At 71.0% G+C, this 15,217-nt stretch carries 11 protein-coding genes; 1 reads left to right on the top strand and 10 read right to left on the bottom strand.

Translation table 11 applies throughout. The features are described from left to right. Positions 1 to 436: 436 nt before the first annotated feature. Positions 437 to 610: a DUF1328 domain-containing protein gene (locus tag ACFHPP_RS25795; protein WP_437166114.1), complete on the bottom strand. Its 174-nt coding sequence runs from the start codon at positions 608 to 610 to the stop codon at positions 437 to 439. 251 nt (positions 611 to 861) lie between these two features. Between ACFHPP_RS25795 and ACFHPP_RS25790 the strand changes: the two genes are divergently transcribed. Next, positions 862 to 1,854 (top strand): calcium-binding protein, encoded by a 993-nt coding sequence (locus tag ACFHPP_RS25790; protein WP_437166113.1) that lies wholly within the window; start codon positions 862 to 864, stop codon positions 1,852 to 1,854. Positions 1,855 to 1,905: 51 nt separating this feature from the next. On the opposite strand, the gene ACFHPP_RS25785 is transcribed toward ACFHPP_RS25790, so the two are convergent. The 9 genes from ACFHPP_RS25785 to ACFHPP_RS25745 form a co-directional block, all read right to left on the bottom strand. Continuing rightward, positions 1,906 to 4,161, bottom strand: coding sequence for a polysaccharide pyruvyl transferase family protein (locus tag ACFHPP_RS25785; RefSeq protein WP_437166112.1), 2,256 nt, complete (start codon positions 4,159 to 4,161; stop codon positions 1,906 to 1,908). Between the two features lie 26 nt (positions 4,162 to 4,187). Then, positions 4,188 to 5,327, bottom strand: coding sequence for a polysaccharide pyruvyl transferase family protein (locus ACFHPP_RS25780; protein ID WP_437166111.1), 1,140 nt, complete (start codon positions 5,325 to 5,327; stop codon positions 4,188 to 4,190). Continuing rightward, complete coding sequence (locus ACFHPP_RS25775) at positions 5,324 to 7,111, bottom strand: glycosyltransferase (RefSeq protein ID WP_437166110.1); 1,788 nt, start codon at positions 7,109 to 7,111, stop codon at positions 5,324 to 5,326. Before ACFHPP_RS25775 ends, ACFHPP_RS25780 begins: the two co-directional genes overlap by 4 nt. A 4-nt stretch (positions 7,112 to 7,115) precedes the next feature. Further along, the gene (locus ACFHPP_RS25770; protein ID WP_437166109.1) at positions 7,116 to 8,219 is read right to left on the bottom strand and encodes a hypothetical protein; all 1,104 of its coding nucleotides are present in this window, start codon (positions 8,217 to 8,219) and stop codon (positions 7,116 to 7,118) included. Beyond that, entirely contained in the window at positions 8,216 to 9,562 is a 1,347-nt protein-coding gene (locus ACFHPP_RS25765) for a glycosyltransferase family 4 protein (RefSeq protein WP_437166108.1), read from the bottom strand. Before ACFHPP_RS25765 ends, ACFHPP_RS25770 begins: the two co-directional genes overlap by 4 nt. 199 nt (positions 9,563 to 9,761) lie before the next feature. Further along, positions 9,762 to 11,099 carry an HlyD family type I secretion periplasmic adaptor subunit gene (locus ACFHPP_RS25760; protein ID WP_437166107.1) on the bottom strand — a complete coding sequence of 446 codons (1,338 nt, stop codon included), beginning with the start codon at positions 11,097 to 11,099 and terminating at the stop codon, positions 9,762 to 9,764. Between the two features lie 4 nt (positions 11,100 to 11,103). After that, on the bottom strand, positions 11,104 to 12,732 hold the full coding sequence (locus ACFHPP_RS25755; protein WP_437166106.1) for an ATP-binding cassette domain-containing protein: 1,629 nt from the start codon (positions 12,730 to 12,732) through the stop codon (positions 11,104 to 11,106). Beyond that, entirely contained in the window at positions 12,729 to 14,483 is a 1,755-nt protein-coding gene (locus ACFHPP_RS25750) for an ATP-binding cassette domain-containing protein (RefSeq protein ID WP_437166105.1), read from the bottom strand. The genes ACFHPP_RS25755 and ACFHPP_RS25750 overlap by 4 nt, the downstream gene beginning before the upstream one ends. Next, positions 14,483 to 15,193: a hypothetical protein gene (locus ACFHPP_RS25745; RefSeq protein WP_437166104.1), complete on the bottom strand. Its 711-nt coding sequence runs from the start codon at positions 15,191 to 15,193 to the stop codon at positions 14,483 to 14,485. The genes ACFHPP_RS25750 and ACFHPP_RS25745 overlap by 1 nt, the downstream gene beginning before the upstream one ends. Between the last annotated feature and the right edge of the window lie 24 nt (positions 15,194 to 15,217).

Genomic DNA, 15,217 nt, shown 5'->3' with positions numbered 1-15,217 from the left:
AACTGATCCCCTCCCCCAAGACCAGTGAACCGAATCTGAGGGTCGGATGGATCCGGGAGCTGCGCTGACCGGGCGTAGAGGTGATGCTGCTGTGGGAGGAGTACCGGCGCGAGCAGCCCCGCGGCTACGGCTACAGCCGTTGGTGCGACATCTACCGTGGCTGAGGGTCGCTGGTAGCCGAGCGGGCTGAAGGTACGGCACCGTCGACTGCGATCAGCCCAAGCACGGCTCTCGCCGGCCTATCCGCTTGCGACGAACATCGTCGCGCGTCCTCGCCCCCGGCCGTGTTCCACGACCGGCCTGAAGCAGATCCGAGACGGGGCGCAGGCCACCGGCTCGACGGGAACTCGGCTTGGCGGTGATGCACGACGGCTAGCCCGCCAACGTGAGCCCGCTGGTCCACCCTGGTGGACCAGCGGCAGTGCAAGTCAGTTCGCTACGTTACCTTCTTGTAGATGGTCAAGCCGAGAACGAACAGGATCACGGCGATGATGACCGCCAGCCAGAACAGGATCTTGGCAATCTCCATCGCCGCCCCGGCGAGACCCCCGAAGCCCAGCAGAGCAAGCACGAGCGCGGCGATCGCGAATATGATGGCCCATTTGATCATCTGCCCGTCCTCCTGATGTCTGGAGTGGGTTGAACGGGCTGAAACCAGATTCGTTCCGTCGCTCCCGCCCTACTTCCCCGGGCGACCTCCGAAGGAGCCTGAGGCACTCGCAACTGCGCAACCTCCGATTGTAGCAATATGTCCCACGTCGATCTTTCAAGCTTCCGCTGCTTCTTCTTCGGGCCAAACTAGGGTCACGCCACGCGACGACCGCCGTCGTCGCGCGGACCTTCAAGATGTGAGCCGGGTACATGATCATGACCGAAAGCATTGGAACCTCCGGGCCCGACACCATCGTGGGCGCCGGCATCGCCGAGCGGATCATCGGCGGGGCCGGCGCCGACAGCCTGTTGGGTGGAGGAGGCCAAGATACCCTTATTGGCAATACCGGCAACGACACGCTGGAGGGTGGGGAGGACGGCGACGTCCTGTCCGGTGGCAGCGGTGACGACCTCGTCCTCGGCAATGATGGAAACGATGCGCTGTTCGGCTTCTTCGGTAACGACACCCTGGATGGCGGCCCCGGCAACGACCGCCTGCTCGGTGGACCGGGCGCCGACCTGCTCATCGGCGGCGAAGGCTTCGACCGCGTGCTTTACGTGAACGCGCCCGAGAGCGTCTTCGTGGACCTTGCCGGCAGCTTCGCCAACACTGGCGACGAAATCGACACCCTGGTCGGCATCGAGAACGTCACCGGATCGCGCCACGACGACCTTATCCTGGGCGATGCCGGCCGCAATCGCCTGCTCGGCAATTCGGGCGACGACCTGCTGCTCGGCGGCGACGGCAACGACACCATCGACGGAAACCGCGGCAACGATGTTATTCGCGGCGGCAATGGTGCCGATGCGATCTCGGGCGGCAGCGGCGACGACGTGCTGTATGGCGAGGCCGGCAACGACGCCCTGTTCGGCTCGGTGGGCAACGACCTGCTGGATGGTGGCGCGGGCCATGATCGCCTAGTCGGAGGAGCGGGGCGGGACACGCTGATCGGCGGCGGTGGCAACGATGTTTTCATCGCGCGCAGCACGGACGGCATCGGCTCCGAGGCCGACATCATCGCGGATTTCACCGCCGGAGACCGCCTGGACCTGACCGACTACGGCGCCACCGCCCTGGATTTCCAGGACACCAGCGAGGGTCTGCAGGTTTCGGTCGCAGTCGGCGCGCTGCTGGCGCCGGTCTTCCTGCTGCAGGGTGTGAGTCTGGACGCCGTGCTGGGGACGGACTGGCTCAGTTTCTGAAGCCGGCGGGGGAAGGGCGGCCGCCGGGCCGCCCGCCCCGCCACGGATCACCTAGCAGATCCTGGCGGGAACCGTCAGGAACCGTTCGGCCCGCTCGAACAGGATCACCGTCGGCGCGACCTCCTCGAGGACCCGGCGGTCGACGCTGGCGTTCCAGATCGTCGTCGTGGCGCCGAAACGCTCGGCCAGGGACGGGATCAGCCAGTCCCCGAAGCTGTCATGCGCCATCAGCAGCCGGCCCGCCCGGGCCTTGGCACCGCCCCGCCAATCACGACGGCGGCCGGTGTTGACCACGCCGTTGTCGGCCAGCAGCGTTGCCGCCGGGCGGGCCCGCTTCAGCACGGGCTGCGGCTCCACGCAGACGCCGCCCAGCTTCGCCAGCAAATCCGCGTTGCGATACTCCACGCGGTACTCACCCTCCACCGAGGCGCCCGAATCGTCACCCAGCGCCGCCTCCAGCTCCGCCAGCGCCAGCATGGCGCCGTAGTCGCTCCAGTGGCTGTCGCCGCGCGGATAAACGGCATGCGCTTCGGCGCGGGTCAGCGCCTCCAGCGGATAGACCAGCCGCGTCGCCCGCAGGTCCAGGCTGCGCACCAGTGCCTCGATCTGGCGCACCGGCCGCTCCTCCGACACCTCGATGCCCTGAGGGAGCCGATCGGCGAAGACGCATTCCTTGTTTGGCGCCACCAGGTAGAAGGCCTGCGCCCCGCGAGCAACTGCGGTGGCGTCCAGGTCCCGGAAGAAGTCGGCCCAGGCCTCCAGCTCCGCCGGAGTCAGGCGCCGCCTTGCCTGGATCTGGTCGAGCACGCCATTGGTGTCGTTCTGCAGGAACAGGAAGCCATCGCGGCCCTGCAACACCTTGCGGCCGTCGTCCTCGGCGAAGCTCGTCACCACGGGCGAGTTCTGCAGATGCGCGCCATTCGCGGCCAGCACGGCCTCGACCCGCATCACGGTACGTGCCAGTGCCGCCTGCGGCACTTCCAGGCTGAAGGACCAGGCGTTCGGTGCCACCTCCGGCCGCCGGCCAATGATCTTGGCCAGGCCGAGATCCTGGCCATCCAGGCGGATGCGCAGTTCCGGCGGCGTCGCCTGGTTGCTGGCGACCCATCCGGCGATGCGGTGCCGGTTGTAGAGCTCGAGGAAGCCCCAGGATCTCGGCGCGGTGGCACCGGCGCTCGTGGCGCCTTCTCGCTTGGCGAGCGCCTGCAGATGCGCCGCCGGCTTCACGCCATGCGCCGCCACGGCCTGCGCGAAGCGTTCCGCCAGCGCTGCACGGCCGGCATCGTAGCTGGCGGCGCAGCGCTGCACCGCCTCATCCATGATGCGCAGGACCGCGCTGGCCTCCAGCCCCTTGGACTGCACCAGCGGGATTCCCATCGTCTCGGCAAGCTCCGCCGTCCGCAGGTCGTAGCTCACCACCAGCCCGGCACGTCCGGCCTGCCAGGCCAGGTTGACGCCGTGTATGCGGGACCCGACCACTCCATCCAGGCGCCGGTAGCTCTCCATCCAGGCCTCGGCGGAGAAATAGGCGCGCAGCACGCCGACGGCGCGCCGGCGTTCCTGCTCCGGCAGGGCCGAAAGGTAGCCAGCCTTCGATTCCAGCCACTGCGCCACGGCTTCCGTGCGGTCCCCGCGCGCCAGCGCCACGGCGGGCAGGGGATCCTGCGCCACGATCTCCACCAGCGCCGGCCCCAGCGCGGCATGCAGCGCACCCTCGAAGCTTGCATTGTAGCTGTAGAAGGTCGGCGCGAAGCCCATCCGGTCGCGGCTGCCATCGCGCCAGCGTTCCAGGATGCCGGCGCCCATCCGCGGGTCCGGGTTGATGAAGTTTGAGGGGCAACCGAGCACCTCGAAATTCTTCACGCCGTAGCGTTCCAGTACCGCGCCGGTGTGCCGGCCGCGCACGGCGATGCAGGCGCAGCGTTCGGCGAACAGGCGCAGCAGCCGTTCCGTCCCCGGCTGCAGCTTCACCTCCGCGATGTCGCGCATCGCTTGGGCGCCCAGGCCGAGGACCATCAGCGGCAGCCCGGTCGCCTCCAGCCGGTCGGCCAGCCCGCCCAGGTCGAAGCCGGCATACAGGAAGTTCGCGGCCGGCACGCAGATCAGCCGCGCCGTCTCCCGCACCTCATCCGGCTTGAAGTCGAAGCTGATGGAGACCTTTTCCTCATCCAGCAGCGTCCAGACCGCATGCTGGAAGGCGAGGTTGCCGGTGTTGTGGCCGACCTCGGCGAAGGCACCGGCGGTATCGCGGCGGAAGGCGGCGGGCACGCGCCCCGGCGTGCCCATTATGGCGATCGGCTTGGTCATTTCCGTGTTTCCCTGGCGTGCCGGAGTCAGGCGTCGAGGAAGGCGCGGAGGTGTGTCGACGCCGCCAGCCCGGCCTGCCCGATCATCTCCGCATTCATGCGCGCCAGTTCCATCCGCCGCGCATCGAAGGCTTCGGCATCGAAGGCGGCGGCAGCGAACATGTCGCGCACCGAGTACCGGTTGTCGGTGAAGGCGCGCACGGAAAGGTTGGGCAGCCGCATCTCCTTGGTCAGCTCCTGCGTGCGCGTGTCGTGCCAGACGCAGACGCTGGGAAGCTCGGCCGCCGTGCCCATCAGCGTGCCATGGATGCGCGTGTTCACGCCGGCGCGGAAACGTCGCAGCCCATGCACCCAGCCATCGATCGAATCCGGCACCAGCAGCGTGTTGCGCAGGAAATCCACCAGGCGGCCGACATGCGTGCCGAAGCCGAAGAATCGCGCGGCATGGCTGAGCACCGCGGTCTCCGCCTCGGTCAGCGTCTCGCCATACACGGCCTTGATCAGCTCCACCGGCCGCTGCACCACGTAGGCGGAACCCGTGTTGAGCTGGGCGAGACGGATCAGTTCCCGCTCCACCCCCTGCACCACGCTCTTGATGCAGGCGGCGTGCACCACGAAAGGGCCCTCGTCCGTCAGCGCGTCGATCTTGCGCTGCAGGCGCTGGCCCAGGTCGCGTGCCGGGTTGATGAGGATGGAGGGGCAGCCGAGGATCGTGGTGTTGTCGACGCCATGCGTGCCGCACAGATGCTGGGTGAAGGCGCCGCGGATGCCGATGGAGGGCGTGCGCTTCGCCACCTCCCGCAGGAAGGACACCGTGCCAGGCTGCAGCACCGGCGGTTCCTCCGTCTTTTCCGCCTGCGCACCGAGACCGAGCACCAGGCAGGGCCGGTCCAGCTCCCGCACCAGCTCCGCAAGCTGGCCGAGATCGGCGCCCTTGTTCAGGAAATTGGCGGCGGGAATGACGAAGGCGCGGACATCGTCCGGCACGTCCCGTGCGCGGGTGTTGCGGCCGACCAGGTGGCATTCGGCGTCGATCAGCATGCGGGCGGCGTACCAGAACGCCATGTTGCCGACATTGTGCCCGGTATGGTGCATCAGGCCGTCGCCGCCCTTGGACCAGGCACGCTCCACGCGGCCGAAATTCTCGGCGAGATAGGCGACCTTCATGTTGAGGATTCCTTCGTCGCATCGGCGAACCAGCGCCGCGTATGCGTCCAGGCGTTGAGCAGGGTGACGTTGAAGCGCCACATGCGGTCCGGCGTGACCTGCGACTGGCGTTCGAGATGAAACAGCCGCGCGCGGTGGTCCACCGCCAGGCGCAGGCCCGTGGCACGGATCTTCAGGCACATGTCGCTGTCCTCGAAGTCGCCGATCGCGAAGGCCTCGTCGAAGCCGCCGAGTTCGCGCGCCAACTCCGCCCGCAGCACCATGCAGGCACCTGTCACCGCCTCCACCTCCTGCACGGGATCAGCGGGCGGCCGATGCAGCCGGCCCTTGCCGGGATGCATGGGGAAGGGCCAGCCGGCAAGCTGCGGCAGCCGCTCGAAGGTCAGGCCCTGGTGCTGCACCGTGCCGTCCTCGAACAGCAGCAGCGCGCCCAGCATGCCGAGGCCGTCATCGGCCTCGAGATCCGCCACCATGCGGTCGAGCCAGCCCGGCGCCTCCGGCATCACGTCGGAGTTCAGATAGCAGACGAAGTCACCCCGCGCTCTCGACAGGCCGACATTGTTCGCCGGCGCGAAGCCGAGATTCTCCTCCAGCAGCAGCACGCGGAAGGGCACGCCGAAGCGGCGATGCGCGGAATGGGCGAGGTCCAGCAATTCCCGCCGCCGTGCCGGCTCGTCCAGCACATAGATCAGCTCATGCCGCGCGAAGCCTGGATCGGCGCTGAACAGGGCGAGCTGGTACAACAGGAAATCCATCCGGCCATACAGCGGCACGATGACGGACCCCACGGGCTGCGCCGGCTGCGCACCGAACGCCACTTCGGAGCATGGTCGCGGCCGCGCCAGGCGCGCCGTGTTGATCGGAGCCAGCGCCGGGCCGAGGACCCGGTCGAAGGCACCTTCGATCTCGTCCGGCGCCAGCTCCACGCTGCCCAGGACGCGGCGGATGGCGCTGCTACCGATGCGCGCCGGCAGCGGCAGGCGCTTGTAGCCGACCTCGCCGTTCCTCAGCTCGATCTCGGCATAGAGGGGACCGATCTCGCCGACGCAGCCGGGCGCATAGGCGAGGAAGCCGCAGCGGTCGTCGGCCAGGCCGAGCTTGGCCCCGATCGCCTCAAACACGTCGCCGCGCCGGGTGCGCAGCCAGCGTTCGGCAATGGGGGCGGAGGTCGCGCCGCCGCGGCGGATGCGGATTGCGGCCACTGCGCTGCCGGGATCAGTGCACCAGCCCAGCAGCAGCAGCCCGTCCGGCGGCGACAGAATCGTCTCATCCACCTCGAACTGCACCGGCGCCGACAGGTCACTCAGCGTGTCCGCCCCCGTGAAGGGACGGCGGGACAGCAGCCCCGCGATCCGCGGCCGCTCCGCACCGACGGAGCGCAGCAGCATCGGACGCGTGCGGCCGAGCAGGTCCGGCTCCCGCAGATGCACTAGCGGCTTCACCGCCTGCAGGCGCAACGGTGCCGCGCCGGGTTCCAGCGTAACTTCGAGCCCGAGGAATTCGCCGAGCCGCCGTTCGGGCGCGCGGGCGAAGACCATCACGCCGATGCCCTGCCGGCCGAGATCCGGCCGGTCGTGCCAGGCGACCAGCGTTTCCGCCACCACCCGCCCGCGCTCGAAATGCGCGATAACGGCGCCGGCGCGCAGCGGCTCCGGCCAGCGTTCCCGCGACCAGCCGCAGAACAGCCAGCCACCGGCGGCCGCGGCATGGCCATAATAGTCGATGTAGCCATCCGCCACCGGGGCAAGGGAGGCCCCCCGCGGCTCAAGGGTTGCGGTCTGCACGGGCTCAGGCCGCCAGCATCGCGCCGGTGGCGTGGCGCAGGGTGAAGGTGCCGGACTTGCCCGCCAGGAAGCGCGCCGGCGTCACGCGCCGCGGCAGCACCCAGGCGCGCAGACCGGTTGCGCCTTGTTCCATGCGCAGCCGGTGCAGCGTTCCCGGTCCGATGATGGCGAGGTCGGTCGGCGAGAGCTCCACCTGGTCAACCGAAAGGCCATGCGCGACGGCGAGCAGGCCGGTGGCGTCGGGCGAGGCCGTCAGCCAGCGGCTTCGTCCCTCGGTCGTGAACTCCGGAAGCGCATGGCTGCCACGCACCACGTCCAGCGTGACACTGCCGCCGGTCGCCGCCACCAGCAGCAGGCACTCCGCCGGAGAGGGCAGGGCTTCCGCCGTGCTGGCCTGCAGGAAGCCCGCCTCGATGTCGCGCTGCGGCACGATGCGCGTGCACATCGGCTGGTCGTCGAGGGCCGCGCGCATCGGGCGCAGCGCGACCTCCCGGAACAGCAGCTCCGCCAGGGCAGGCAAGGCATGCCGGGTCTCGCCCTCGGCTCCGATGGGCTGACCGGTGGCGCAGCGCGCCACCATGGCCTGTTCCGCCTCGCGCAGCCCGGCCGGCGCCAGCGCGTCGCGCAACACCACGAAGCCCTCGGCGATCAGGCTGCCCAGCGGCGTCGCCATGTCGGCCGGCGTGGTGCCGGCGGCGATGCGTCCGGCCAGCAACTGGCGTGAATCCGTGCGGTCGGTCCACAGCCCGCCGAACACGCTGCGGCTGCGGCCGGCGCCAGGATGGCGTGCGTGCAGGTTGCGGAAATAGTCGGCGAAACCGGTGGCGGCATAGCGCGGCAGTTCGACATCGCCGCCGGCTGGGCGGATGGAGATGAAGGGCAGCAGCGCCGGGTCAACGGCTTCATAGAAATTTATGGCGAAGCCGCAGGTGCCGTTGCCGAAGCCGGCCTCCGCCAGGTCGTGCCGGTGCTGTTCGGCCGTCGCCTCGCCGATGATACGGCCGTCATACAGAGCCTGGACCACCAGGGGCTGCTCGGCGCGCCCGTCGAAGGCCCAGCCGCTGGCGCCCTGGTGGCTGATGTGGTCGATCGATCCGCGGATGGTCACGCTGCGAATTCCTTGGGCTGGGGGGAGGTTTCGTGGCGCGCCGCCAGCAGGCGGCGGTAGAGCTTCAGGGTCGCCGCGGCGGTGTCCTGCACGCTGGGCGGCACGGCGAGGCTGGATTGCAGCGCGGCGAGCCTTTCCGGCCGCGCCACCAGGCCGCGCAGCAGGCTGCCGAGCGACCAGGGACTGCCGGCCTGGAAGTGGAAGCCATCCAGTCCGTCCCGCACCTTCTCGGCCATGCCGCCGATGTCGGAGGTGATGACCGGGCGGCGGTTCAGCAGCGCCTCCTGGATCACCAGTGGCGAGTTCTCCCACCAGATGGAAGGCACGATCACCGCCTGGACCGAGCGCATGAGCTGGTGCACGCGCCGGTTTTCATAGGGCCCGCAGAAGCGGACATTGCCCGGCAGCTTATCCAGCCGCGCCTCGAACAGCGCACGGAAGGCTGGCGGCTGGCCGGTGTAGTCGCCGTGGATGTCGATTCGCAGCCCGGTCACCTCCTGCTTCTCCAGCAGCGCGGCGGCGTCGAGCAGCACGTCGATGCCCTTCAGCCGCGAGATCTGGCCGAAGAAGCCGAGCACCAGGCCATCCTCCGGATCCGGCCGCGGCGGCTCCGCCGGCGGCAGGTCGTGTTCCGGCATGCCGTTCTCGATGACGGAGACCCGGCGCGAATCGATGCCCCAGCCGATGTAGCGCTGTGCGAGGAAGCGGCTCGGCGAGATGAAGTGGTCGGCCAGGTGCAGGAAGCGCTTCAGGTACATCTCGCGCAGGAAGAAGTCCTGCTCGCTGCGTTCCGGAAAGCAGCGCGCGCAGTCGCGCGGGGAGGCTTTCTCACACAGGCCGAGCGAGGGCCGCTTCACCATCTGGCCGAAGTGGTTGCACAGGGCGAGATATTCATGGAGCGTCACCACGATCGCCGCCTGCGGCAGCGCGCGCCGGATGTGCAGCAGCGCCTCGACGCCGAAATTCGTGTAGTGGTGCAGATGCACGACATCCGGTGCCAGGTCGCGCAGCAGGGCCGTGAATTCGGGCGGAAATTCCGGGTCCGGGTTGGCGTGGATCCAGTGGTCGAAGCCGGCGCCGGCATAGACCCATTCATCGGGCCCGAAGGGCTGTACGAAGCGCGCGCCGAGGCGTTCCTGGACCTTGCCGCCGGAGGCCGCAAGGAAGGTGGAATGGACGCCCGGCCGCGCGCCGAGCGCCTTGTGCATCTGGTAGGCGGCAATCTCCGCGCCGCCGCGGGATACCGCCGGGTGCATGTGCGACAGGACCAGCACCCGCAGCTTGCGCGCCTCTGGGCGGTTGCGCTGCCGGGGCGGCCCATCCTTCAGCATCATCCGGGTCATGCCAGACTCCTTTCCTTGCCCGGCCGCAGCGAGCGTTCGGTCTGCGACACACGCATAGGTTGTGCGACGCACCATGGCTGGCCTCACGCGCCCGTGACAGTCGCATTTTGTCCGTGCGTCGCTCGAAAAGTCGCAGGCGCGGCCGAGGCCCGCGTCGAAACAGGGCCGTTACGCTGGCAACTATTTGCAGGCGGCGTCCTCAGTCGCGCAGCGAACGGCGCAGGCTGTCGCGCACCGGGCGCAGCAGATAGTCCAGCGCCGTGCGCCGCTCGCCCAGGATGAAGGCCTCGGCCGGCATGCCGGCGGCGATGGACAGGTTGCCGGCCGCCGCTAAGGCCTGCGCATCCAGCTCCACGCGCACCACAAAGAAGCTCTGCCCGCGCTGGTCCTGCTGGCGGTCAGCGGAGACGTAGATGATGTGGCCAGGGATCAGCGGCGTCTCGCGCTGGCGGAACGCAGTCAGGCGGATATTGGCACGGCTGCCGGTCTGCACCTGCTCGATGTCGTTCAGCGCCACATGCGTCTCCACCACCAGGCGGTCGTCACGCGGCACCAGGTCCAGCACCGGCTGCCCGGCGCCGATGCTGCTGCCGGGCGTGACGTGGCGGATATCCGTCACCACGCCATCCTCGGGCGAGAGCACCTCGCGGCGCGACAGCAAGTCCTCCGCGCTGCGCAGCCGCTCCGTCGCGTCCGAAAGCTGCGCCTGAGTCTCCTGCAGGTCGCGCGAGATCTCGGAATGGCGGTTCAGCAGCAGCGTGCCCTTCTCCAGCGCCGCCTGGGTCATGGCCTGCCGCGCCTGCGCTTCCTGCGCCGCGAACTGGCCAAGGCTGCCGAGAAACTCCGCCTCGTCGCGCTGCAGTTCCAGCTTGCGCGTCCGCGTCGCGAAGCCGCGGGCAAGCAGCTGGTTTACCCCGGCCAGCTCCTCCCGCGTTGCGCGCAGGCGGGCGGCGAAGGCGGCGCGCTGGGCCTGCGCGGCGGCGATCTGTTCCTGCATCTGCGCTGCCTTGGCGTCCTGCACTGCCAGCATGCCGTCCAGCGCCATCCACCGGGCCTCGAACAGGCGTCGCTCATCCTCCAGCAGGGCCACGACCATGGGCTCGCTGGCTGCGCTGCGCAGGGCCTCGGCGATCGTCATCTCCCGCGCGTCGCGCTGCTCCGCGCGCAGCCGGGCCAAGCGGGCGGCCGCCGCCCAGCGCTGCGTGCGGGCCTGGTTGGCCTGCGCATCCGCCTGCGTGACGTCCAGCCGCAGCAGCGGCTGCCCGGCGGCCACCGCTTCGCCCTCCCGCACCAGCAACTCGCGCAGCAGGCCGGGCTCCAGCAGCTGGATGGTCTTGCGGCGACCCTCCGCGACCAGCATCCCGTTGGCCAGCACGGCACTCTCGATCGGCGTCACCGCCGCCCAGCCCAGCAGCCCGCCGAGGCCCACCACGAGGCAGACGGTGGAGGCCAGCGCGATGCGACGCAGGGAAGGTGCGGGCATCGCCGCCTCCAGCTCCGCCTCGGGGATTGCGGCATCGAATACGGTTACGCTCATGTGGTCAGTTCCCCACCAAGTCCCAGGCGCCCGCAGCGCCCTCCAGCCGCAGCCGCAGATCCACCAGGGCGACCCAGGGGCCGGGCTGGTGTGTCACCAGCACCACCACGGCGCCGCGCGCCTTGGCGGCCGCCACGGCCGCCAGCAGCCCCTCGATGCCGGTGGCATCGAGCCCGGCCTCTGGCTCGTCGAGCACCAGCAGGGAGGGCGCGCCGAACACCGCCCGCGCCATCGCCACGCCCTGCCGCTGGCCGCCCGACAGCCCGGACGAGGGTCCGGCGCCAGAGGCATAGCCCTCCGGCAGCCGCCCGATCGCCTCATGCGCGCCGGCTTCCCGTGCGGCGGCGATGGCGGCTGCCGCAGGCGCCGGGCCGAGGCGGGCGATGTTCTCCAGCACGCTGCCCTCCAGCAGCAGCGCGCCCTGCGGCAGGTAGCCGATCCGCGGCCCGATCTCCCGGCGCGGCGTGCCCGCGGTGTCCTGTCCATCCAGCAGCACGCACCCGTCGGCAGGGGCGGCGAGGCCGAGGATTGCGCGTAGCAGGCTGGTCTTGCCGGCGCCGTTCGGCCCCGACACCAGCAGCATCTGGCCGGGCTTTACCTCCAGGGCGAGGTCCCGCACCAGAACCCGCCCGGTGCCTGGCAGATCCAGAGTCAGGCCCTCGATCACCAGACCCGGCGATGCCACAAGGGCACCCGCCTGTGCCGAACGCACGGCCAGCTGGTCCTCCGCGATCGTCCGCCGCAGCCGGCCGAATGCGACGAGGCCGAAGGCCCAGTCGCGCCACGCCGCCACCAGCCGCGCACCGGGCGCCGAGGCCATGCCCGCCAGCAGCGAGGCAGCCAGGATACTGCCCGGGGAGGCGAGGTTGCGCGTCACCAGGAAGCCGCCGGCGCAGGCCATGGCCAGCAGCAGCATCTGCGTGGTAAAACCGGACAGGCCCTGCAACGCCCGCGCACGGCGCTGAGCGGCGTCCTGCGCCTCCAGCATCGCCAGGTAGTCGGGCTGCCAGCGGCGCAGCACCGCCGGCAGCATCCCGAGGCAGTCGAGCAACTCCGACTGCCGCAGCCGTCCCGCCAGGTCCGCCGTGCAGCGCGCCTGCATCGCCCCGGCGCGGCGCACGCCGTCCCGCGTCGTGCGGTCCGCCAACGCGCCAAGCAGGCCGAGCAGCAGGCAGCCCGCCAGTGCGGTCCAGCCATACAGCGGATGCAGCAGGAACAGCATGAACAGCGCCACCGGCAGCGCCACCAGGTCGAGCGCGTCGGACAGCGTGGTGCCACCCAGCATCCGGCGCACCTCCGCCGCATCGGACAGGGCGAGCAGCCCGGCGGTGCGGTCGCCCAGCAGCGCGCGCCGCAGCGCCGCGCCGATGGTCTGGAACTGCATCCGCCGCGCCAGCCGTTCCGCCATGGCCGAAAGCAGCGCCGCGCGCAGCGCGCGCAGCAGCCCGCCCAGCGCAACGGCGACGACATAGGCAATGGCCAGCGCCATCAGCGTGTCGATGCTGCGGGAGGACAGGACGCCGTCATAGACATGCATGGTCAGCAGCGGCGCCGCCAGCAGCACCGCCTGCACGCCAAGCGACAGCGAGACAGCGAGCAGCCCGAGGCCCGAGAGCCGTATGGCGGCGTTCATGCGGCGACCTTGTCTTTGGTGGCCGCGACAGCGGCCAGGGCGGGGGCAACCGGTGCCGCGATGCGGCCCGCCGCTGGCGCGGCCTTGCGCGGACCGGCCAGCAGCCGCTGCGGCCGCCCCGCCGGAGCCAGCACGCCGCTGCGCAGCACCAGCAGCCGGTCGGCGGCGCGCAGCAGGGCCGGGCGGTGCGAGGTGAACAGCACCGTCGCGCCGCGCGCCTTCAGCGCCGCCAGTAGTTCCAGCACCTGCGCCTCGCCCGCCGCATCCAGCCAGGCGGTCGGCTCATCCAGCAGCACCACGCGCGGGTCGCCATAGACCGCCCGCGCCAGCGCCAGCCGCTGCCGCTCGCCGAGCGACAGCCGGGTGTCCGGCCCGATGCGGGTGGCGTAGCCATGCGCCAGCCTCGCCACCGTGCGTTCCGCCCCGGCCAGCCGCGCCGCCCGGATCACCGCCCGCATGTCCGGCGCCCCGAGCCGTGCGATCGCCTCGGCGACGGTGCCCTCGGACAGCACCGGCTCCTGCGGCAGCATGCCGAGGTGGCGCGCGATGTCCTCCCGGTCCCACTGCCAGGTGGCGTGGCCATCCAGAAAGGCGGCGCCGGCGGCCGGGCGCCCGGCGCCGGCGATCAGCCGCAGCAACGTCGACTTGCCGGAGCCTACCGCGCCGGCGATGGCGACCAGGTCGCCTGGCGCCGCCACCAGCGAAACCTCCCGAAGCAGCGGCCGCGGCTGCTTCGGCACCATCACGGTCATACGCTCCAGCACGAGCCGCCCCTCCGGGCAGGGGAAGGCGCGTTGCGCGGCCAGGGCAGGGGGGCGGGCGAGCAGCGCGGCCAGCCGCGCCCAGGCCGCCCGCGCCGCGGCGAGGTCGACCAGGGAGGTGGCCAGCGTCGCGAAGGGCCCGGTGATCCGCGGCATGACCAGCATGGCGAGCAGCAGCCCGATGCCGATCTCCGCGCCGCCAAGCACCAGCGCCGCGCCCAGCATGAGCGCGCCGCCGCTGCCCAGGATCTGCACCAGCCCCGCCAGCGCCGTGGCCGTGCGGGATGCCGCCTGGGCCTGTCGCAGCCGCGCCGCGCCGCCGGCCATGCGGTCCAGCCAGCGGCGCTGCACCGCCGGCAGCAGGCCCATCGCGGCCACCGGCTCCGCGCAGCGCATCGCATCCGCGACCATGGCGGAGGTCTCGGCCGCGGCGTCATTGGCATCGGCCAGCGCCGCCTTCGTGCGGCGTTCGCCGATCCAGCCGAGCAGCGCTGCCGCCAGGCCGCAGGCCAGGCCGAACAGTGCCAGCCGGTAGTCGAGGAACAGCAGCCCGAGCAGCAGCACCGGCACCATCAGCGCATCCAGCGCCCCGGCCGCGAGCGTGCCGCCGACGGCGCGCCGAAGCTCTGCCACATCGCCCAGCGCCTGCGTCGCCAGCGCCGCCGGGGTGGCACCAGCACCAGGGGCTGCCGCCGCGCGCAGCGCAGGTGGCGCCAATGCGCGCGCCAAGCGATTGCCCAGCGTCACCAGCAGCATGTCGCGGGCATGATCCAGCGCCGCCAGCAGCGCCGCGCCCAGCACATAGCCGCAGGCGATGCCGGCCAGCGTCTCCAGGCTGCCGGTCGGCAGCACCAGGGTGAAGACCTGCATCTTGAGCAGCAGCAGCAGGTAGCCGCCGGCGGTGACGGCGAAGCCCAGTGGCAGGGCCAGCCGCAACGCCGCCGCCATCTCGGCGCGTGCCTGGTCCAGCGGCGCCAGGGGTGCCGGCATCAGCCCCGGCCCAGGATCAACATGGCGACCGCGAAGCCGGAGCCACCGGCCAGTGCCAGCACCACGCCGAGCACGACCTGCCAGGCATCCAGCCGCCGCCGCGGCGCCACCGCGGCCTGGGCCTCGGCCAGCGACGCCAGGCGCTGGTCCAGCCGCGTGAGCCAGATCTCGAGCGTGCCCAGGCGGTCCTCGAGCCGGGCCTGCACGTTGGCGACCTGCATCGCCGCCGCGCCGCCATCCGTGGCGCGCACGCCGCGCGACAGGCTGGCGATGGCGGCGCGCATTTCCTCGCGCAGCTCGCGCTGGCCGGCCGCCAGCGTCTCCACGTCGCGGCGCGCCTCGGCGGCGGCGATGGCGGGGGTGCGGCGGATGCGGAAGGGCAGCTTCGCCTCGCTGCCATCCTCGGCAATCGCGACGATCGCAAGTTCGGACCGGCGGGCGAGGCATTCGGGCGTCAGGCGCAGCTCGAAGGCATGGTTGCCGTCGCCAATGCCGGCCTGCGGCAGGTCGGTGCGGGCGAAATCGGCGCGCACGCAGGCGGCCACCTGGTCGCGCAGCCGCGCCTCGATGCGCAACCGTTCGCCGGGATGGTCCGGATGCCAGGCCCAGCCGTAGATCTTCTCGGCGCCGACATTGTCGACGGCGCCCTGGATGGCACCTTGCGGGCCCGTACCCTTGGGCCGGTCGGTGGGTTCGAGGGTGGCGGACAAGGCAGTCTCCTGCATTCGGTCGCT

Origin of the sequence: Falsiroseomonas sp. E2-1-a20 (assembly GCF_051433195.1) — a bacterium.
In the GTDB taxonomy this organism is placed as follows: Bacteria; Pseudomonadota; Alphaproteobacteria; order Acetobacterales; family Acetobacteraceae; genus Falsiroseomonas.
This window is presented reverse-complemented; position numbering and strand designations above follow the sequence as displayed.

Excerpts from the sequence above, each read along its gene's own strand:
- ACFHPP_RS25795 (WP_437166114.1), bottom strand. The coding sequence starts at position 610 with ATGATCAAATGGGCCATCATATTCGCGATCGCCGCGCTCGTGCTTGCT.
- ACFHPP_RS25790 (WP_437166113.1), top strand. The coding sequence starts at position 862 with ATGATCATGACCGAAAGCATTGGAACCTCCGGGCCCGACACCATCGTG.
- ACFHPP_RS25785 (WP_437166112.1), bottom strand. The coding sequence starts at position 4,161 with ATGACCAAGCCGATCGCCATAATGGGCACGCCGGGGCGCGTGCCCGCC.
- ACFHPP_RS25780 (WP_437166111.1), bottom strand. The coding sequence starts at position 5,327 with ATGAAGGTCGCCTATCTCGCCGAGAATTTCGGCCGCGTGGAGCGTGCC.
- ACFHPP_RS25765 (WP_437166108.1), bottom strand. The coding sequence starts at position 9,562 with ATGACCCGGATGATGCTGAAGGATGGGCCGCCCCGGCAGCGCAACCGC.
- ACFHPP_RS25760 (WP_437166107.1), bottom strand. The coding sequence starts at position 11,099 with ATGAGCGTAACCGTATTCGATGCCGCAATCCCCGAGGCGGAGCTGGAG.
- ACFHPP_RS25755 (WP_437166106.1), bottom strand. The coding sequence starts at position 12,732 with ATGAACGCCGCCATACGGCTCTCGGGCCTCGGGCTGCTCGCTGTCTCG.
- ACFHPP_RS25750 (WP_437166105.1), bottom strand. The coding sequence starts at position 14,483 with ATGCCGGCACCCCTGGCGCCGCTGGACCAGGCACGCGCCGAGATGGCG.